Origin of the sequence: Streptomyces sp. NRRL B-3229 (genome assembly GCF_000719505.1) — a bacterium.
Taxonomy (GTDB): Bacteria; Actinomycetota; Actinomycetes; order Streptomycetales; family Streptomycetaceae; genus Streptomyces; species Streptomyces griseorubiginosus.
Genome location: NZ_JOGP01000003.1, coordinates 64,753 through 84,103, shown reverse-complemented (window position 1 = coordinate 84,103; position 19,351 = coordinate 64,753). Strand labels below are relative to the sequence as shown.

The 19,351-nt window shown below is 71.4% G+C and carries 16 protein-coding genes; 12 read left to right on the top strand and 4 right to left on the bottom strand.

Going from position 1 to position 19,351, the window contains the following annotated elements; all coding sequences use genetic code 11:
• The first annotated feature begins 20 nt into the window (after positions 1-20).
• The 8 genes from IF54_RS0105300 (at position 21) to IF54_RS0105265 (ending at position 12,047) form a co-directional block, all read left to right on the top strand.
• The gene (locus IF54_RS0105300; protein WP_030315017.1) at positions 21-1,037 is read left to right on the top strand and encodes a carbohydrate kinase family protein; all 1,017 of its coding nucleotides are present in this window, start codon (positions 21-23) and stop codon (positions 1,035-1,037) included.
• A 69-nt stretch (positions 1,038-1,106) separates the two neighbouring features.
• Positions 1,107-2,384 (top strand): ABC transporter substrate-binding protein, encoded by a 1,278-nt coding sequence (locus IF54_RS0105295; RefSeq protein ID WP_030315014.1) that lies wholly within the window; start codon positions 1,107-1,109, stop codon positions 2,382-2,384.
• Between the two features lie 34 nt (positions 2,385-2,418).
• Positions 2,419-3,393, top strand: coding sequence for a carbohydrate ABC transporter permease (locus tag IF54_RS0105290; protein ID WP_199821185.1), 975 nt, complete (start codon positions 2,419-2,421; stop codon positions 3,391-3,393).
• Positions 3,390-4,259, top strand: a complete 870-nt coding sequence (locus IF54_RS0105285) for a carbohydrate ABC transporter permease (protein WP_030315006.1) — start codon at positions 3,390-3,392, stop codon at positions 4,257-4,259. Before IF54_RS0105290 ends, IF54_RS0105285 begins: the two co-directional genes overlap by 4 nt.
• Positions 4,260-4,595: 336 nt before the next feature.
• Entirely contained in the window at positions 4,596-5,534 is a 939-nt protein-coding gene (locus IF54_RS0105280) for an alkaline phosphatase family protein (protein WP_030315004.1), read from the top strand.
• Positions 5,531-8,479: a glycoside hydrolase family 2 TIM barrel-domain containing protein gene (locus tag IF54_RS0105275; protein WP_030314999.1), complete on the top strand. Its 2,949-nt coding sequence runs from the start codon at positions 5,531-5,533 to the stop codon at positions 8,477-8,479. The genes IF54_RS0105280 and IF54_RS0105275 overlap by 4 nt, the downstream gene beginning before the upstream one ends.
• Positions 8,480-8,521: 42 nt before the next feature.
• Positions 8,522-10,357: a LamG-like jellyroll fold domain-containing protein gene (locus tag IF54_RS0105270; protein ID WP_030314995.1), complete on the top strand. Its 1,836-nt coding sequence runs from the start codon at positions 8,522-8,524 to the stop codon at positions 10,355-10,357.
• Positions 10,358-10,376: 19 nt separating this feature from the next.
• Positions 10,377-12,047 carry a PHP domain-containing protein gene (locus tag IF54_RS0105265; protein ID WP_030314992.1) on the top strand — a complete coding sequence of 557 codons (1,671 nt, stop codon included), beginning with the start codon at positions 10,377-10,379 and terminating at the stop codon, positions 12,045-12,047.
• Between the two features lie 83 nt (positions 12,048-12,130).
• On the opposite strand, the gene IF54_RS0105260 is transcribed toward IF54_RS0105265, so the two are convergent.
• The 4 genes from IF54_RS0105260 to IF54_RS0105245 are packed head-to-tail and all read right to left on the bottom strand — an operon-like array spanning position 12,131 to position 15,912.
• Entirely contained in the window at positions 12,131-12,586 is a 456-nt protein-coding gene (locus tag IF54_RS0105260) for a MaoC family dehydratase (RefSeq protein ID WP_030314990.1), read from the bottom strand.
• A gap of 8 nt (positions 12,587-12,594) precedes the next feature.
• Positions 12,595-14,097 (bottom strand): acyl-CoA synthetase, encoded by a 1,503-nt coding sequence (locus IF54_RS0105255; protein WP_030314988.1) that lies wholly within the window; start codon positions 14,095-14,097, stop codon positions 12,595-12,597.
• Between the two features lie 10 nt (positions 14,098-14,107).
• Positions 14,108-14,983, bottom strand: a complete 876-nt coding sequence (locus IF54_RS0105250) for an amidohydrolase family protein (RefSeq protein ID WP_030314987.1) — start codon at positions 14,981-14,983, stop codon at positions 14,108-14,110.
• A gap of 11 nt (positions 14,984-14,994) precedes the next feature.
• Positions 14,995-15,912: an SDR family NAD(P)-dependent oxidoreductase gene (locus tag IF54_RS0105245; protein WP_030314986.1), complete on the bottom strand. Its 918-nt coding sequence runs from the start codon at positions 15,910-15,912 to the stop codon at positions 14,995-14,997.
• A gap of 186 nt (positions 15,913-16,098) precedes the next feature.
• Between IF54_RS0105245 and IF54_RS0105240 the strand changes: the two genes are divergently transcribed.
• Genes IF54_RS0105240 through IF54_RS0105225 form a run of 4 tightly spaced genes read left to right on the top strand, consistent with a single transcriptional unit; the run spans position 16,099 to position 19,295 of the window.
• On the top strand, positions 16,099-16,518 hold the full coding sequence (locus IF54_RS0105240) for a MarR family winged helix-turn-helix transcriptional regulator (protein WP_030314984.1): 420 nt from the start codon (positions 16,099-16,101) through the stop codon (positions 16,516-16,518).
• Positions 16,515-17,336: an IclR family transcriptional regulator gene (locus tag IF54_RS0105235; RefSeq protein ID WP_051735334.1), complete on the top strand. Its 822-nt coding sequence runs from the start codon at positions 16,515-16,517 to the stop codon at positions 17,334-17,336. Before IF54_RS0105240 ends, IF54_RS0105235 begins: the two co-directional genes overlap by 4 nt.
• A 58-nt stretch (positions 17,337-17,394) precedes the next feature.
• A complete protein-coding gene (locus IF54_RS0105230) occupies positions 17,395-18,630 on the top strand; it encodes a sensor histidine kinase (RefSeq protein ID WP_030314981.1) in 1,236 nt (411 codons plus the stop codon).
• Positions 18,627-19,295 (top strand): response regulator, encoded by a 669-nt coding sequence (locus tag IF54_RS0105225; protein ID WP_030314979.1) that lies wholly within the window; start codon positions 18,627-18,629, stop codon positions 19,293-19,295. The genes IF54_RS0105230 and IF54_RS0105225 overlap by 4 nt, the downstream gene beginning before the upstream one ends.
• Positions 19,296-19,351: the final 56 nt, after the last annotated feature.

Genomic DNA, 19,351 nt, shown 5'->3' with positions numbered 1-19,351 from the left:
TTTGACGAGAGGCTCATCGCGTGGACGACGACAGGCCCGACGTGCTCCTGACCGGGCTGCTCTTCTACGACCTCGTCCTCACCGGGCTCGGGAAGCCGCCGACACCCGGCGAGGAGATCTGGACGGCCGGCATGGGCTGCGGCCCCGGCGGCATCGCCAACCTGGCGGTCGCCGCGTCCCGCTTCGGCCTGCGCACCTCGCTGGCCACGGTCTTCGGCGACGACTTCTACGGCGACCACTGCCGGGACGTGCTGTGCGACCAGGAGGACATCGACCTCTCGCTCTCCCGCACCGCGGACGGCTGGCCCACCCCCGTCACCGTCGCCCTCGCCTACGGCACCGACCGCGCCCTGGTCACCCACGGCCAGGAGCCCCCGTACTCCCAGGACGCGCTGATGGGCGACCCGCCCGAGGCGCGCACCGCCCTCGTCCACCTGGAGGCCGAACCGCGCGCCTGGCTCGCCAAGGCGGCCGCGAACGGCACGGACATCTACGCGGACGTCGGCTGGGACCCCACCCAGGAGTGGTCGAAGGACCTCCTGGACCAGCTGGCCCTGTGCCACGCCTTCCTCCCGAACGAGACCGAGGCGATGGCCTACACCCGCACCGACAGCGCGGTCGCGGCCCTCGGCACGCTCGCCGAACTGGTGCCGGTGGCCGTGGTCACCCGCGGCGGCGACGGCGCGGTGGCCGTCGACCAGAGCACCGGCGAGTACGCGGACGTCCCGGCCCTCGGCGTCGGCGTCCTGGACGCCACGGGCGCCGGTGACGTCTTCGGCGCCGCGTTCGTCGCCGCCTCGTTGGGCGGCTGGCCCCTGGAGGAGCGGCTGCGGTTCGCCGTGCTCGCGGCCGGGCTCTCCGTCCAGGAGCACGGCGGAGCCCTTGCGGCCCCCGGCTGGTACGGCGTCGACCGGTGGTGGCGCTCACTGACCGACCCCGAGCTGCGCAGCACGTACGGCTTCCTGACCGACCGGCTGCCGGCCGACGTCGGCCCGCCGGTGCACCACGCCCCGGTCACCCCGCCCCGGCCCCACTGACCCTCACAACGCCCCCACAGTCCGTCCCACACCCCTCAGCACCACGAACAGGAACAACAGGAGTGACCCGTGGACCTTTCACGTAGAGGCTTCCTCCAGGCCGCCGCGCTCACCGCGGCCGCCTCCGGACTGACCGTCGCCTGCGGCGGCGGCTCGGGCTCGGGCGGCACCAAGAACGGCAAGGACCTGACCTTGTGGTACTGGGGCGGCGCACTCAGCGACAAGGTGGTCGCCGAGGCCAAGACGCACTTCGCCGGCCAGGTCAAGCTGACCTCCGCCTCCATCGGCGGCGACTTCAAGCAGAAGCTCACCACCACCATCGCGGCGGGCACCTCCGTGCCCGACATCACCGGCATCAAGGGCGAGGACATCGCGTCCTTCCTGCCCAACGCCGGCCGCTTCCTCGACCTCAACGACCTCGGCTTCAAGAAGGTCGCCTCGCAGTACCTGGACTGGAAGACCAAACTGGCCCAGACCGAGGACGGCAAGCAGATCGGCTTCCCGATCGACATCGGCCCCACCGCGCTCTTCTACCGCGAGGACCTCTTCGCCAAGGGCGGGGTGGACACCGACCCCGCCAAGGTCGCCGAGCTCGTGACGACCTGGGAGGACTACTTCCAGCTCGGTGTCCAGCTCCAGAAGAAGAACCCCGGCACCTACCTGGTCAACAACATCGGCTCCGTCTTCAACATCGCGGTCGGCCAGGGCACCCAGCGGTTCATCGACAAGGACAACCACTTCATCGGCGACGGGGACCACATCCGCGCCGCGTGGACCACGGCGGTCCGGCCGTACACCCTGGGCATCGACGCCAAGATCAACGACAACACCTGGAACGCCGCCGTCGGCAAGAACCTGCTCACCGAGCTCGGCGCGGCCTGGCACGCGCTGGACATCGAGCAGGCGGCGCCGCAGACCAAGGGCAAGTGGCGGGTCTGCGCCAACCCGGTCGGACCGGCCAACCAGGGCGGCTCCTACCTGGCGCTGCCCAAGCAGTGCCGCAACCCCGAAGAGGCGTTCAAGATCATCAGCTGGATCCTGAGCCCCGCCAACGACGCCCGCGGCTTCACGGACGCCGCCATCTTCCCGGCCGCGCCCGCCGCGTACGCCATGCCGGCCATGACCGGCCCCGACGCCTTCTTCGGCGGACAGAAGATCATCGAGGTCTTCGGCCCGGCCGCCAAGGCCATCAAGGTGGCCTACGAGGCGCCCGCCGACGCCGCCGTCATGGCCCCCTTCATGACGGAACTGACCAACATCGAGGCCAAGGGCAAGAAGCCCGACGACGCCTGGAAGGACGCGGTCGGCCAGGCCAAGCAGATCGCCCGGCGGCAGGGGGTGAGCTGAGGTGACGTCCCCTCCGGTCACCGGTCCCGCCGCGGTGCCCAGGCATCGCGGCGGGCCGGGCCCGGCCCGGTTCCGCCCGCGGCGCACCACGCCCGCCGGTTCGGCCCGGCCCAAACGGCGGGGTCCGCTGGCGTACTGGCGGCAGTACCTGGCGATCTCGCCGTTCTACCTGATCTTCGCCGCGTTCTCGTTCTTCCCGGTCTTCTACTCCCTCTACCTGGCCTTCCAGCGCTGGGACGGCCTGGGCAGCATGCAGTTCGTGGGGCTCCAGCAGTTCAAGTTCCTGTGGGACGACCCGGTCTTCTGGCTGTCGATCCGCAACACCCTGGTGATCTGGGTGCTGTCCACCGTGCCGACCCTCTTCGGCGCCCTGATGCTGGCGACGCTGCTGCACTCGGTGCGGCGCTTCAAGGGCTTCTACCGCATCGCGCTGTACGTGCCGAACGTGACGTCGATCGTCGCCGTGGCGATCTTCTTCGGCGCGGTGTTCAGCAACAACTTCGGTCTGGTCAACGCGATCCTGGGCGTAGTCGGCATCTCGCCGGTGCCGTGGCTGAGCAATCCGTGGCTGATCAAGGTGGTCATCTCGCTGCTGATGACCTGGCAGTGGACCGGCTACAACATGATCATCTACCTGGCCGGTCTCCAGGCGATCCCGGGCTCGATCTACGAGGCGGCGAAGATGGACGGCGCGGGCCCGATCCGCACGTTCTTCCAGATCACCATTCCGATCATGCGGCCGATCATCCTGTTCACGGTCATCATCTCGACCATCAACGGCCTCCAGAGCTTCAGCGAACCGCAGGTCCTGTTCGCCAGCAACGCCGCCAACGCCAACCTCGGCGGCCCGGGCCAGGCGGGCCTGACGACCTTGCTGTACTTCTACCAGTCGGCCTTCCTCAACAACGACTACGGCTACGGCGCGGCCATCGTGTGGGCCTTCTTCGTCCTGATCATCATCCTCGTCGCCGTCAACTGGCGTCTCACCACACGAGGGAGGAAGGCATGACGGCCCTCGACACCGCACGGCCGGCCACGGCGGGCAGGAAACTCCGCCGCCCCAAGGGCCTCACGGCGCACATCGTTCTCATCGTGGCCGTCCTCGTCTCGGTCTTCCCGTTCGCGTGGACGATCATCATGGCGACCAACACCACGCAGGACATCTACAAGAGCCCGCCGAAGTTCACCTTCGGCTCGCACCTGCTGGAGAACATCCGGCACGTGCTGAACACCATCGACTTCTTCGGGTCGATGCTCAACACGGTGATGGTCGCGACCGTCACCACCGTCCTGGTGCTGTTCATCGACTCGCTGGCGGCCTTCACCTTCGCCAAGTTCGACTTCCCCGGACGCAAGATCCTCTTCGGCACGCTGCTGCTGTTCATGATGCTGCCGCTCCAGCTGGCGATCCTGCCGCAGTTCATCCTGATGTCGAAGATCGGCTGGGTGGGCATGCTCAAGGCGCTGGCCCTGCCGTCCCTCGCCAACGCCTTCGGCATCTTCTGGCTGCACCAGTACATCCAGAACGGCGTGCCCGACGAACTCCTCGACGCCGCCCGCATCGACGGCGCCGGGTTCTTCCGGCAGTACTGGAACATCGCGCTGCCGATGATCAGGCCCGCGCTGTCGTTCCTCGCCATCTACGCCTTCGTCAACTGCTGGAACGACTACATCTGGCCGCTGGTCGTGCTCACCGACCCGGGCCATGTGACCCTCCAGGTGGAGCTGGCCCAGCTCAACGTCGGCCACACCACCGACTACAGCATGGTCATGGCCGGTGTGCTGATGGCGGCACTCCCCCTGGTCATCGTGTTCAGCATCTTCGCCCGCGGTTTCATCGCGGGCGCCACCGAGGGCGCGGTCCAGGGCACCTGACGGGGTGCCGGGAGGAAGGGGGTGGGCGGTGAACCACACCAGCGGCAACGTGCTCGTGGTCGAGGTCGCGGCGCGCCCGGGCAACCGTCGCGCCGCCCCACGGCTCGACGGGCCACGACGCCCCGCGCAGCCCGCAGCCCGGCAGCGACTTCTGGCCGGCCCGCCGCCGCAGGAAAGGGGGTGCGCGGGGAGCCACACCGTGGTCGAGAGGGACGGCCCGCGCCGCGCCCACGCAACCGTCGCGCCGCCCCACCGCGGCCCGGACAGGCGGCCCGCCGAAGCAACCAGCACCCCGTCCGGCCCCACCGGGCGGTCGACTGGAGAAGGGGGTGGGCGGTGAGTCACAGCGTCGGCAAGGTGCTCGTGGTCGGGATGGACGGGGTGCGGTACGACCTGCTCACCCGCTCCCCCGCGGTGGCACCCGTCCTGCACGGCCTGATGGCGGCGGGCGCCCACGGCACCAGCCTGCTGCCCTACGGAGAGGTGGACGGCCAGGCCCCGGACGGGCCGTCCACCAGCATGGCGTACACGGACTCCGGGCCCGGCTGGTCGAGCGTGCTGACCGGGGTGTGGCCCGACCGGCACGGCGTACGCGGCAACGACTTCGCGGGCGCCGACTACGCCCGCTACCCCGACTTCCTGAGCCGGGCCGGCACCGCCCGGCGCCGGCTGCGCACCGCGGCCGCGGTGTCCTGGCCGGAGCTGATCCGGCGCGGCACCCTCGGCCCCGCCGTCGGCCGCCGGGTCCGCTACGACGGTGAGACCGACGGCTACGGCACCGCGGACCGCCTGGTCGCCCGCACCGCCGAGCGCTGGCTCACCCAGGACGACCCGGACGCCGTCTTCGTCTACTTCGGCGCCACCGACGAGGCCGCCCACGCCGAGGGCCCGCACAGCCCCGCCTACGACCGTGCCCTGCTCACCCAGGACACCCACCTCGGGTGGCTCCTCACGGCCGTCGAGACCCGCCGGCTGGACCCCGCCCGCGCCCGGGAGCGCTGGACCGTGCTGGTCACCACGGACCACGGGCACCTCGACACCGGCGGCCACGGCGGCGCCACCCGCGCGGAGCGGGAGGTGTTCGTCGTGCTGGCCGAGCCCGGCATGGCGGGCGGCACCCGGCTCGACACCCCGCGCCTCGTCGACATCGCCCCCACCGCCCTGGACCGGCTCGGCGTCCGCGTCGACCCGGCCTGGGGCCTCCAGGGCCGGGTCCTGCACGGCCACGGCCAGTCCTGCCACGCCCCCGCACCACCGACTACGGAACGGTCATGACCGACGCACCCCGCGGCCCCCGCCCCACCGACCCCCTGATCGCCCTGCGCCCCTGGGAGGCGCCCGAGGTGACCTCGTGGGGGCGGCTGCCCATGAACGCCGTCGACCGGCGCTCCGGAGCACTCCCCCTGGACGGCGACTGGCGCTTCCAGTTGCTGCCCACTCCGGACACGCCGGTCGGCGGCTCCTGGTCGACGGCCCACGTCCCCGGTGTCTGGACGATGCAGGGCACCGACGACCTGCCCCAGTACCTCAACGTCCGCATGCCGTTCCCCGAGTTCCCGCCGCACTCCCCCGCCGCCAACCCGACGGGGGTGTACGAGCGTGAGGTGGACGTCCCCGCCGAGTGGGCCGGACGCCGGATCGTGCTCCAGGTCGGGGCCGCCGAGAGCGTGCTCCTCGTACACGTGAACGGGCGGCCCGTCGGGATCTCCAAGGACTCCCACCTGGCGGCCGAGTTCGACCTGACGGGCCTCGTGAGCGCAGGCGCCCGCAGCGTCGTACGCCTCACGGTCGTCAAGTGGTCGGACGCCTCGCACATCGAGGACCAGGACCAGTGGTGGCACGGCGGGATCACCCGGTCGGTACGGCTGTACGCGACGGACCCGCTGCGGCTGGCGGACGTGACCGTGCGCGCCTCCTACGACGGCTCGTTGCGCGTCGACTGCGCCGTGCGGGACGCGAGGGGCGCGCTGCCCGAGGGCTGGTACGTCAGCGGGGAGCTGGACGGCCTGGCGTTGACGCAGGACGCGGAGTTCGACCGGTTCAACCGCGAGGACGAGCGGGTCTCCGACTTCCTCGGCGAGGCCCGCATCCAGGCCGTCGTCGAGGACGTGCGCACCTGGAACGCCGAGACGCCCGAGCTGTACGACCTGACCGTCCGGCTGCACCGGGCCGACGGCACGGTCGCCGACACCGCACGGCACCGGATCGGCTTCCGGGACGTCGAGATCTCCGGCCGGGACCTGCTCGTCAACGGCGAGCGGATCTTCGTCCGGGGCGTGAACCGGCACGACTTCCACCCGCTGACCGGGCGGACGGTGTCGTACGACGACATGCGCGCCGACCTGGTCACGCTCAAGCGCTTCGGGTTCAACGCGATCCGCACCAGCCACTACCCCAACGACCCCGCGCTCTACGACCTCGCCGACGAGCTGGGGTTCTACGTCGTCGACGAGGCGGACATCGAGTCGCACGACCACGCCCACGAGATCGCCGACGACCCGCGCTACCTGAACGCCTTCGTGGACCGGGTCGCGCGGATGGTGCTGCGGGACAAGAACCATCCGTCGGTCATCATCTGGTCATTGGGCAACGAGTCCGACTACGGCGCCAACCACGACGCCGCCGCGGGCTGGCTGCGGCGGCACGACCCGACCCGGCCGGTCCAGTACGAGGGTGCGGCCAAGCTCGACTGGGCGGCGGCCGGCGACGCCACGGACATCGCCTGCCCCATGTACGCCCCGCTGGAGGAGTGCGTGGCGCACGCGCTCTCCGGCCGGCAGACCAAGCCGCTGATCTGGTGCGAGTACTCCCACGCCATGGGCAACAGCAACGGCACGCTCGCCGACCATTGGGCGGCCATCGAGTCCACGCCGGGTCTTCAGGGCGGGTTCATCTGGGAGTTCTGGGACCACGGCATCCTCCAGCGTGTGAACGACGGCAGACCGGTCGGGCGTGGGGGCGCCGGACTCTATGACAACGGTGTCGCCGCGCCCGGCCACCGCTGGGCGTACGGCGGTGACTTCGGCGAGGCCGACCACGACGGTGCCTTCATCGCGGACGGGATGGTCTTCCCCGACCGGACCCCGAAGCCGGCGATGTACGAGCACCGGGAGATCGCCGCGCCGGTGCGCATCGAGTGCTTCCGGCACGAGGGCATCGTGCTCGGCAACCACCAGCACTTCCGGGGCCTCGACTGGCTGGCCGGACAGTGGGAGCTGTCGCTGGCCGACGGCCGCACCCTTACCGCGCCCGCCGAACTGCCCGATCTGCGGCCCGGTCAGACGGCGGCGGTGCCGCTGCCGTTCCAGCTGCCCGAGGACGGCGGCGAGGCGTGGCTGACCCTGCGGGTGACCACCGCCCGGGACGAGCCCTGGGCGCCGCGCGGGACGGTGGTGTGCGTGCCTCAGGTGCGGTTGCGCAAGGCCGCACCCCGACCGGCGCTCGCGGTGCCGAATCGTTCCGTCGAGGTCGACGACGAGGGCCTCCTGATCCATCCGCTGCTCACGGCCGCCCCCGCGCTCTCCCTCTGGCGGGCGCCCACCGACAACGACGAGCTCGGCGGCATGGCCCCGCGCTGGCGGGACTGGGGTCTGGACGCGCTGGTGCGCAAGGTCGCGGACGTACGGGAGTCCGAGGGCCGGGTCACGGTGCACGCCGAGTACGCCTGCGCGGCGGGTGTGGTCCGTCATGTGCAGGTCCTCACCGCGGTCGAGGGTGGGATCCACGTGGCGGAGTCGGCCGAGCTGCCGGAGGACCTGAACGACGTGGCGCGGGTCGGGTCGGTGTTCGAGACGGTCGCCGGGCTCGACCTCATGGAGTGGTTCGGACAGGGCCCCTGGGAGTCGTATCCGGACCGTGCCTTCGGGGCACCGGTCGGCCACCACTCGCTGCCCGTGGACGCGTTGTTCACCCCCTATCTGCGTCCGCAGGAGAGCGGCGGCCGTCACGGTGTACGGCACTTCACGCTCTCGGCGCCGGACGCCACCGGCCTCTCGGTCGTCCTGGACGAACCGCGCCAGGTCGGGGTGGGCCGGTACCGCGCCGCGGATCTCACCGCGGTGGCACATCACGACGAGCTCGTCCCGAGGGCGGGCTGTGTGGTGCACATCGACGCGGCCCACCGGGGTCTCGGCACCGCCTCCTGCGGACCCGACACCACCGCTTCCTGTCTCGTCACGCCGGGCGTCCACCGCTGGAGCTGGACGCTGCGCGCGCTCTGAACACCCCCTCACCGACTTCCTCACGTCCGTCTTGGAGCACACGTGTGTACTTCGCATGAGCACGACCACGGCCAGGAGGCCCCGCAGGCCGGTGCCGGCCGGCGCAGTTTCCTGCGGGCCACGGCGCTGCTGGGCGCCGCGGCCGGCGCCGCGGTCACCCTTCCCGCCGTGGCGGAGGCGGCCCCCGCCTCGGTGGCCGGCCACCGCCCCGACCCCGACAGCCGGCGCTTCACGCTCGCCGTGATGCCGGACACGCAGTACCTCTTCGACGGGCCGAGCATCGACAAGGCCCCCGTCGAGGCCTCGCTGAGGTATCTGCTGGAGCACGGGAAGGACGAGAACATCGTCTTCCTGTCCCACCTGGGCGACCTCACACAGAACGGGGCGGCTCCCGAATTCGCCGCGATCAGCGAGGCGTTCGAGCTGCTGGACCGGCGCGGGGTCGGCTACAGCGTCCTCGCGGGCAACCACGACGTGAAGTCGTCCAGCACCGACCAGCGCGGTGCGACGCCGTACCTGGACGCGTTCGGGCCGTCCCGGTTCAAGCGGCACCGGACCTTCGGTGGCGCCTCCGCCGACGGCTACAACACCTACCACCTGTTCCGGGCCGCCGGGCGCGAGTGGCTGGTCCTGGCCCTGGACTGGCGGCTGTCGGACCAGGGATACGCCTGGGCGAAAGGCGTCCTGGCCGCCCACCCGAGGACCCCGGTGATCCTCACGACCCACGAACTGGTCGTCGAGGACGACACCCTGTCCGACTACGGGCAGCAGCTGTGGGACCGGCTGGTCAAGGACCACGACCAGATCTTCCTCACCCTCAACGGGCACTACTGGCCCGCCGGCCGGGCCACCCGGAAGAACAGCGCGGGCAACGACGTCCACCTGCACCTGACGAACTACCAGAACCGGTACTTCGGCGGCGCGGCCATGATCCGCCTGTACCGCTTCGACCTGGACCGGGGCGTGATCGACGTGGAGACGGTCTCCCCGTGGATCCTCGGCCGGGCCGGGAAGGGCCTCAACGAGCTGGAGCGGCAGGAGATCGAACTCAGCGGCGACGCCGACCGGTTCACGGTCGAGGTCGACTTCGCGGAGCGCTTCGCCGGCTTCGCCCCGGTGCCCGCGCGCGCCGCCCGCCCGGCCTCGAAGATGCTCGTACCGGGCACGGCCGCGTACTGGCGTTTCGACTCGGCCGTCTCCGGCACCGTCCGTGACCTCTCCGGCCGCGGCAACGACCTCACCGTGGTACCGGTGGGCGGCGGCACCCTGGGCTGGTCCCCTGACCACCACCCCGACCAGCCCGGCCACGGCAGCCTGGAGTTCCGGGGCTGGAAGTCCCCGCTGAAGGGCGCATACCTCCGGACGGTCGACGGGGCACCGCTCAACTCGGCGGAGTTCAAGGACGGTTACACCATCGAGGTGTTCTACCGCATGCCCGCCGACTGGGACCCGGACCACAACGCCTGGGCGGGACTGATCAGTCGGCAGGGCACCGGCGGCGCCGCGGGCAAGACCGGCGACGACCCCGACGAGCCGCTCGCCACCCTCTCCCTCTCCAACGACCGCGAACCGCAGTGGGCCATGCGGCCGCTCAACCAGGAGGGCATCGCCACCAACTGGGGCCAGGAGACACCGCTGGAGACCTGGTGGCACCTGGCCGTCGTCAACGACGGCAGGCACACCACGCTGTACGTCCAGGGCTGCCCGGTGGTCCGCAACCCGAAGGCCTCCGCCGTCGGGATCACCTCGGTCGGCGAGCCGTGGCTGCTCGGCGGCTACACCTACGCCGACAAGATCGACCAGATCTTCCACGGCCGTCTCGGCGACGTCCGGATCGTCTCGCGGGCGCTGCCCGTCTCGTCCTTCATGACTCACTGACCCCTTCCCGAGGATCACCATGACCGAGCAGCAGCTCCCCTCCTGGGCCGACCCCTCCGTCTCCCCCGCCGACCTCGACGCCCAGGGCGTGTCCAGACGCGGACTCCTGCGCCGTGCGGGCCTGTTCGGCGCCGCGTTCGCGCTCGGGTCGGCCGCCACTCCCGCTCTCGCCGCCTCCCGGAAGCGGGGTCCGGGCGGCGACGACCCCCACCTCGCCTACCTGGTGGGCGACCATCACGTCCACTCCGTCTACAGCCACGACGCGAAGTACACCTTCTCCCAGCAGGCGCGGGCCGCCGCCAAGTACGGCCTGGACTGGATGGTGTTCAACGAGCACTCCAACTTCGGGCACGCGAACTTCGGCGCGAAGCTGGAGCACGCGGAGATCGTCAAGGCCCGCGCCGAGAACCCGCGTCAGCTGATCTTCCAGGGCCTGGAGTGGTACATCCCGGCCGCCGAGCACTGCACGGTGTTCGCCGCGCCCGGCCCCCACGAGACCGATCTGCTCACGCAGTTCGAGCTGGCCTACGACGGCAAGCTGCTCGGTTACACCGAGGGCTCCGCGGGCGCGGCCGACACCGCCCGCAACGAGGCGCACGCCGTGAAGGCGATCAAGTGGCTGGCGGAGCAGCGCCGTTCGGGCTATGTGGACGACGTGCTCGTCATCGCCAACCATCCGCTGCGGCTCGGCATCGACTCCCCGCACGAGATGCGGAACTGGCGGGACGCGGCCCCCGAGGTCATGATCGGCATGGAGGGCGCGCCGGGCGCCCAGGGTGCGGCGCTCCCCGGGTGGCGGGGCGCCACGTCGATCCGGGGCGAGTACGAGAACAAGCCGTCGGCGCAGTCCTGGGCGGGCTATCCGGCCGAGGCCTATGTGACGTACGGCGGTTTCGACTGGGCGACCGCGACGGTCGGCGGGCTGTGGGACTCGATGCTGGCCGAGGGCAGCCTGTACTCGATCACCACCAACTCCGACAACCACCGCACGGTCTTCGACACCTGGAAGAACGGCGACTGGCCCGCGGGGCAGAACTTCGACAACACCGGCAAGCTCCCTGACCCGGTGAACACCGACACCCCGCAGCCCGGCAGCGACTTCTGGCCGGGCGAGTTCAGCCGTACCCACGTCGGTGTGACGCGGCACGGCTACCGCTCGGTGATGGCGGGTCTGCGCGCGGGTCGCGTCTGGGTGGACCATGGGCACCTTCTGGACGGGCTCGACGTCCGGGTGAAGCGGGACTGCGACTCCGGGCGCGGGGTCACCCTGGGCGGCCGGCTGCGGGTCCGCAAGGGCGAGAAGCTCACGCTGTACGTGACGGTCACCTCCGCGTCCCGCCCCAACCCCCAGGGCATCCTCCCCGAGTTGGCGCACGTGGACGTGATCCGGGGCGCGGTGCGCGGTCCGGTGGCCGACCGGGACGGCTGGCGGGCGCCGGACACCAAGGTCGTACAGACCAGGGACGTGTCGGGGCGGAAGGGGACGTACACCCTGCGCATCCCGCTGACCGCCGGGGACGAGTCGTTCTACGTCCGCCTGCGCGGCAGCGACGGCAACCGGCACGGGGCGGGTTACCTCGGTGCGGCGATCGACCCGCACGGCCCGATCCCGCACGCGCCGGGCGACGGCGACCCGTGGGCGGACACCTGGTTCTACTCGAACCCGGTCTTCGTCGACGTCACCGGCTGAGGCAGGCGCCCTTGAGGGGCGCGGGGAACTGCGCGACCAGTCACGACGGTCCCGCGGTTCCCCACTGCCTCCACCCGGAAGTCCTAGGCGTAAAACCGGGAAAGACTCTGAAGCACCGCCGCCGGCTTGGCGCCGCCCTCGATCTCGATCGCCCCGTCGACGGTGATCTGGACCCCGCCGGGCACCTCCTCGACCTCGGTCAGCTTGCCGACCAGGCGGATGCGGGAGCCTACCTTCACCGGCGAGGGGAAACGGACCTTGTTGAGGCCGTAGTTGACCTTCGTCGTCACGCCCTGGACGTCCAGGAGTTCGGTGAACAGGGGGATGAACAGGGACAGGGTCAGGTAACCGTGGGCGATGGGGGCGCCGAACGGACCGTCCTTGGCGCGCTCGGGGTCCACATGGATCCACTGGTGGTCACCGGTCGCGTCGGCGAAGGTGTCGATCCGCTCCTGGGTGACCTCGATCCACTCGCTGGTGCCGAGGTCGCTGCCCGCGAGCTTCTTCAGTTCGTCGAGGCCGTTCACGGTGAGGCTCATGGGGTTCCTTAACTGTTGCCGTAGCGCTTGCGCACCCGGGACTTGAGGAGCTTTCCGGAGGCGGTGCGCGGGAGTTCGTCCGCGACCACCACCGACTTGGGGATCTTGTACTTGGCGAGCCGGCCGGCCAGGGAGGCCAGCACCTCGTCGGGGTCGGGCACTTTGCCCTCGCGCGGGACGACGACCGCCCTCGGGACCTCGCCCCACTTCTCGTCCGGGACGCCGATGACCGCGCATTCGGCGATGTCCGGATGGCCGAGGAGGAGGTCCTCGATCTCGGCGGGGTAGATGTTCTCGCCGCCGGAGATGATCATGTCCTTGATGCGGTCGACGATGTAGACATAGCCGTCCTCGTCGATCCGGGCCGCGTCCCCGCTGCGGAACCAGCCATCGGTGAAGGAGGCGGCGGTCTCCTCGGGGAGCCCCCAGTAGCCGGGCATGACGTGCGGGCCCCGGAGCACGACCTCGCCGGTCTCGCCGATGTCCACGGGCGCCAGGTCCGGCCGTACGACCCGGACGTCGCTGAAGAAGTGCGGGACGCCCGCCGAACCGACCTTGCTGGCGCAGTGCTCGGCGTCCAGCAGCAGGGTGCCGGGGGACGCCTCGGTCATGCCGTAGCCCTGGAGGAAGGTGAGCCCCCGCTCCCCGTACGCGGTGATCAGCCAGGTCGACACCGGGGAGCCGCCGCAGGTCAGGATGCGCAGGGAGGACAGGTCCGCGTCCGCCCAGCGCGGGTGCCGCGCCACCTGCTCGAACATCGTCGGCACCCCGAACATGAAGGTGATCCGGTGCTGGGCGATCAGGTCGAAGGTCGCGTCCGGGTCGAAGGCCTCGACCAGGACGCAGGTGCCGCCCTTCAGCAGCACCGGCAGGGTCAGCATGTTCAGGCCCGCCGTGTGGAACAACGGGGCGGAGACCAGCGCGCGTTCGTCGGCGATCAGGTCGTGGTCGACGAGGACGTTGATCGCGTTCCAGGTCAGGTTGCCGTGGGTGAGCATGGCGCCCTTGGGCCGCCCTGTCGTGCCCGAGGTGTACATGATGATGCAGGTGTCGTCGGGGATCACCGGCTCGTCGATGGGTTCGGCCGGCGCCCCGGCGAGCAACTGCTCGTACTCGGCGCCGGCTTCGACGTACGTACGGACGTCGGTGCTGCCCGGCAGTCCGGCGACCAGGCCCGCGTGCGAGGGACCGTAGACGAGCGCCCTGGCCCCGGAGTCGGAGAGCTGGTAGGCGATCTCCGGTCCGGCGAGGCGGGTGTTGAGCGGGACGAAGACCGCGCCCAGGACTCCGGCCGCGAACAGCGTCTCCAGGTAGGAGGGGTGGTTGGGGCCGAGGTAGGCGACCCGGTCGCCGCGCCGGATGCCCCGGGCGCGCAGGGCGTGCGCGAGGCGGGTGACGCGGATGTGCAGCTCGGCGTACGAGAGCGTGGTGCCGCCGTGGATCAGGGCGGTGCGGTGCGGGGTCTTGCGGGCCCGGCGTGCGGGCCACGAACCCAGTCCCTCGTTGCGCATCTGGGGCCCCTTACGGCTTGGTCAGCCCGAGCAGGCGGGCGGCGTTCTCCTTGAGGATCCTCGGCTTCACCTCATCCTTGATCGACAGCTTCTCGAAGTCGGCGAGCCAGCGGTCGGGGGTGAGGACGGGGAAGTCGGAGCCGAAGAGGACCTTGTCCTTGAGCAGGGTGTTCGCGTACTGCACGAGCTGCGGCGGGAAGTACTTCGGCGACCAGCCGGACAGGTCGATGTGGACGCCCGGCTTGTGGGTGGCGACGGCGAGGGCCTCGTCCTGCCAGGGGAAGGACGGGTGCGCCAGGATGATCTTCAGGTGCGGGAAGTCGGCCGCCACGTCGTCCACGTGGAGCGGGTTCGAGTACTTCAGACGGATCCCGCCGCCGCCCGGGACCCCGGCGCCGATACCGGTCTGCCCGGTGTGGAAGAGGGCGATGGTGCCCGTCTCCTCGATCACCTCGTAGAGGTCGTAGGCCACCGAGCGGTCGTTGGGGAAGAAGCCCTGGATGCTGGGGTGGAACTTGAAGCCCTTCACCCCGTACTCCTCGACCAGCCGGCGGGCCTGCTTCACGCCCGCCTTCCCCCGGAAGGGGTCGATGGAGGCGAAGGGGATCAGCACGTCGGAGTTGGCGGCGGCGGCCTCGGCGACCTCCTCGTTCGGGACGGGCGCGGTGCCGGTCGCGGACTCCGCGTCCACCGTGAAGATCACGGCGGCCATCCTGCGCTCGCGGTAGTACGCGGCGGTCTCCTCCAGCGTGGGCTTCCGCTTGCCCTCGACCTTGAAGTAGGCGGAGGAGGCGTCGTGGAGGTCGTCGTCCAGGGAGGAGTGGCCCTTGGAGGAGACCTCCGCGTGGGTGTGGACGTCGATGGCGACCAGGTCGTCGATGTTCATCGAGGGGGCCATCATGCCTCCGGGAACTTGGGCGCCGGGATGCCGACCGTCTGGAGCTCGGCACCGACCGAGGTGGGGAAGGCGTCGGCCAGCGTCTCGGGGGTCCAGCCGCCGTCGGCGTACGCGGCCTTGATCTCCTGCGGATGGGACCAGAGTGCCACCTTGTCGCCGCCGATGCCGATGGCCTGTCCGGTGATGCCCCGGGCCGCCTCGGAGGCGAGGAAGGGCACGAGGGCCGCACAGTCCTCGGGGGTGCCGAAGCCCTCGCCCTTGCGCAGGAAGTCCGGCAGCGGTTCGCCGTTGCGCATGGCCTCGATGTAGGGGGCGAAGGCGGGGATGGTCTCGGTCATCGCGGTCGCGGCGACCGGCACGATCGCGTTGACCGTGATGTTCGCGCGGCCCAGTTCCATCGACCAGGTGCGGGCGAACGCGGCGATGCCTGCCTTGGCGGCGGCGTAGTTCGTCTGGCCGAAGTTGCCGCGCTGCCCGGCCGGGGAGCCGACCAGGATCAGCGAGCCGCCCTCACCCTGTTCGCGCATCCGCACGGCGGCGGCGCGGGCGCAGGTGAAGGTCCCCTTGAGGTGGGTGGTGATCACCGCGTCGAAGTCGTCGTCGGTCATCTTCCACAGCACCTTGTCGCGCAGGATGCCCGCGTTGGTGACCAGGATGTCCAGCCGCCCGAACTCCTCCACCGCGCGGTTCACGAGCCGCTCGGCGGCCTCGGTGGTGCCGACCGGGACGACCTCGGCGACGGCCCGGCCGCCGGCCTCGGTGATGGTCTTCACCGCCTGCTCGGCCACCGCCTCGTCCACGTCGTTGACGACGACCGAGGCGCCGTGGGCGGCGAGGGCGTGCGCGTAGGCGAGGCCGAGGCCCCGGCCGCTGCCAGTGACGACGGCGACCTTGCCGGAGAGATCGATGCTGGGCACGAGCGGGTCCCTTCCCGAGGGGTACGACTGCGAGGTCGAAGTTAAGAGCAATAATTGGTGACGTCAATAGTTGTTGGAGACCTCCGGGTGAGTCATGCTGGAATCTGTACGTCGTACCGACCCAGGGAGCTCGCCATCACCAGCCAGCACGTGACCCCGAAGCCCATGGACGCGGAGGAGCCGTGGATGCGCGGGCTGCACGCGGACACCGGTTATCTGCTGTACCGCCTCGGCCTGCGCTCGGGCCAGCTGTTCAACACGTTCCTCCAGGAGTCGGGGCTGCGGCTGCGGCACTACGCGGTGCTGCGGTATCTCGCCGGTTCCGAGGGCGCCCTCCAGCGGGAGCTGAGCACCCGGCTCGGTTACGACCCGAGCGCGATCGTCGGCCTGGTCGACGACCTGGAGCGGCTGGGCATGACCGAGCGCCGCCCCTCCCCCGACGACCGGCGCAGCAAGATCGTCGTGCTGACCGAGGACGGCCGGGCCTTCCTGCGCGGCACCGACGAGGCCGGCCGACGGGTCACCAACGACCTGCTCGCCCCGCTCGACGCCGCCGAGCGCGAGACGCTCCAGGCCCTCCTGCTGAGGGTCGTCGACCGGCCGTGACCGTGGCCCCGCACTCCAGGACCGGTGCGCGCGGAGGAACCCCCACCGCGCCGGACCGGCTGCTGTCCGTGCTCGCCGCCTTCGACCACGACCACCCGGCGCTGTCCCTCACCGACATCAGCCGACGGGCCGGACTGACCCTGACCACGGCCCACCGGCTGGTCGGCGCGCTGACCGAGTGGGGCGCGCTGGAGCGGGACGACGCCGGGATCTACCACGTGGGGCTGCGGCTGTGGGAGGTCGCCGCGCTGGCTCCGCGCGGGGTCGCGCTGCGGCAGCTCGCGCTGCCGTACCTGGAGGACCTGTACGAAGCCACCCACGAGAACGTGCAGTTGGCGGTGCGGGACGGCTCGGACGTCGTCTACATCGAGTGGATCTCGGGGCGTTCGGCGGTCGGGGTGCACATCCGGGTCGGCGCGCGCTGGCCGCTGCACGCCACCGGGGTCGGTCTGGTGCTGCTGGCGCACTGCGGGCCGCGGGAGCAGGAGGAGTACTGCGCTGGTCCGCTCGCGGTGTTCACCCCGCACACGATCGCCGACCCGGCGCGGCTGCGCCGGGTGCTGGCCGAAGTGCGGCGCGCGGGCGTGGCGGTGAGCAGCCGTCAGGTCACCGACGACGCCCTGTCGGTGGCCGCCCCGGTGCGCGGCCCGGACGGCACGGTGGTCGCGGCCGTGTCGGTCGTCGTACCCCAGGCCGACGACCAGGTACCGGCCCTGGTCCCGGCGGTACGGCTCGCGGCGCTGGGCATCTCGCGGGCGCTGGGCTGGCAGCCCGCGGTCGCGCCCCGCCCGGGCACCGGAAATCCCTCGCACCGGTGAGGCCCCGGCCGGCCCGTCGTCGTGATACTGGAACGGCCCCGGCCCCGAGGAGCCGCCCATGTCCGCCGCCCGGTCCCGCTACGACCTGGTCGTGACCCGCGCGAGGTCGGCGCACCCGTACGGCCGGGTCGTGAACCGCCTGAGGTCGGCCAACCCGTACGTCGTCGACAGTGCGCTCGCCGTGCTGGTGCTGTTCGCGGCGTCCCTCCAGTGGATGTTCCCGGACGAGGGCGACGACCGGCTCACCCTGGTCGGCTGGCTGCTGGGAGCGGGCACGGCCGTTCCGCTGATCTGGCGGCGCCGCTTCCCCTACGCGACCGCCCTGGCCGTCTCGACGGTCACCACCGCGATGGCGTACTACCATGCGCCTCCGCCCGACGTCCCCTACAGCGGCCTCGTCGTCCTCTACACCATGGCTGTCCAGGGCCTGCCCTGGCAGCGCCGCAGCATGCTGGTGAGCTGGCTGCTCGGGGCCGTGCTGACCATGCAGTTCAAGGAGCACGCCCAGCCCTTCGAGTACGCCTTCCACCTCACCGGCATGGTCTGCGCCTACGGCCTCGGTGTGCTGGCCCGCCTCCAGCGCGCGTACACCGCGGCGGTCGAGGACCGGGCCGCCCGCCTCGAGCGGGAGCGGGCCGCGGAGACCGCGCGGGCCATCGCCCAGGAACGGGCCCGGATCGCCCGGGACATGCACGACATCCTGGCGCACGCGGTGAGCCTGATGGTCGTCCAGGCGGAGGCCGGACCGGTCGTGGTGCGCAGCGACCCGGCCCGCGCCGAGGCGGCGTTCGACGCCATCGCGGCCAGCGGGCGGGACGCGATGGGCCAACTACGGAGGATCCTTGGGGTGTTGAAGGAGGAGGAGCGCCGGAGCGGCGCCACCCGGCTGCCGCAGCCCGACCTCGCGGCGCTCCCGTCCCTGGTCCGCCAGGTCTCCGAATCAACCGGCCTGCGGGTCGACTTCCGCGTCCGTGGCCGCCCGCGCCCCCTTCCCCCGGACACCGAGGTCGCCGCCTATCGCGCGGTGCAGGAAGCCCTGACCAACACCGTCAAGCACGCGTACGCTTCCCGTGCACAGGTGGAACTCGACTGGGGAGAGGACGAGTTGACACTCACGGTGACCGACGAGGGCACCGGGCCCGGGCGCATGGTCGGCGGCCACGGGCTGATCGGCCTCAGGGAGCGGGCGGCGGCCTGCGGGGGCAGCGCGGAGACCGGGCCGGGCCCCGAGGGCGGCTTCCGGGTCGTCGTACGGCTGCCCGCAGGCGCCGGCCGGGAGGCGGCGCTCGGGTGAGCATCCGGGTGGTCGTCGCCGACGACCAGGAACTGGTCCGCAGCGGCTTCAGCATGATCCTGGAGGCGCAGCCGGACATCGAGGTGATCGCCGAGGCCGGGGACGGCGCGGAGGCGGTCGCCGCGGTCCGCCGACACGCCCCGGACGTCCTCCTGCTCGACATCCGGATGCCGGTCATGGACGGCCTGGAGGCGGCCCGCCGGGTGTGCGCGGGGTCGAGCTGCAAGGTGGTCATGCTGACCACGTTCGATCTCGACGAGTACGTGTACGACGCTCTGTACGCGGGCGCCAGCGGCTTCCTGCTCAAGGACGTCCGCCGCGACGACCTCGTCCACGCGGTCCGCGTGGTGGCGGGCGGGGACTCCCTCCTCGCCCCGGCCGTCACCCGCCGCCTGGTGGCGGACATCGTGCGCCGCCGCCGCGAGGAGACGGCCACCGGACCCGCCCCCGGCTGCCTGGACGTCCTGACGGCCCGGGAGGTGGAGACCTTGCGGATGCTGGCGCGGGGCCTGTCGAACGCCGAGATCGCCACGACCCTGTTCGTGAGCGAGCACACGGTGAAGACCCACGTCAGCAACGTCCTGAGCAAGCTGGGGCTGCGGGACCGGGTCCAGGCGGTGATCCGCGCGTACGAGACGGGTCTGGTGACGCCGGGGGCGCCGTAGGCGCCCTCAGGGGCGCGGGGAACTGCGCGACCAGCCCCCGCGGACCGGCAGTCGAG

What these genes read in the sequence shown, in the direction of transcription:
- IF54_RS0105285 (WP_030315006.1), top strand. Translation starts at nt 3,390, where the DNA reads ATGACGGCCCTCGACACCGCACGGCCGGCCACGGCGGGCAGGAAACTC.
- IF54_RS0105275 (WP_030314999.1), top strand. Translation starts at nt 5,531, where the DNA reads ATGACCGACGCACCCCGCGGCCCCCGCCCCACCGACCCCCTGATCGCC.
- IF54_RS0105265 (WP_030314992.1), top strand. Translation starts at nt 10,377, where the DNA reads ATGACCGAGCAGCAGCTCCCCTCCTGGGCCGACCCCTCCGTCTCCCCC.
- IF54_RS0105260 (WP_030314990.1), bottom strand. Translation starts at nt 12,586, where the DNA reads ATGAGCCTCACCGTGAACGGCCTCGACGAACTGAAGAAGCTCGCGGGC.
- IF54_RS0105255 (WP_030314988.1), bottom strand. Translation starts at nt 14,097, where the DNA reads ATGCGCAACGAGGGACTGGGTTCGTGGCCCGCACGCCGGGCCCGCAAG.
- IF54_RS0105250 (WP_030314987.1), bottom strand. Translation starts at nt 14,983, where the DNA reads ATGAACATCGACGACCTGGTCGCCATCGACGTCCACACCCACGCGGAG.
- IF54_RS0105240 (WP_030314984.1), top strand. Translation starts at nt 16,099, where the DNA reads ATGCGCGGGCTGCACGCGGACACCGGTTATCTGCTGTACCGCCTCGGC.
- IF54_RS0105230 (WP_030314981.1), top strand. Translation starts at nt 17,395, where the DNA reads ATGTCCGCCGCCCGGTCCCGCTACGACCTGGTCGTGACCCGCGCGAGG.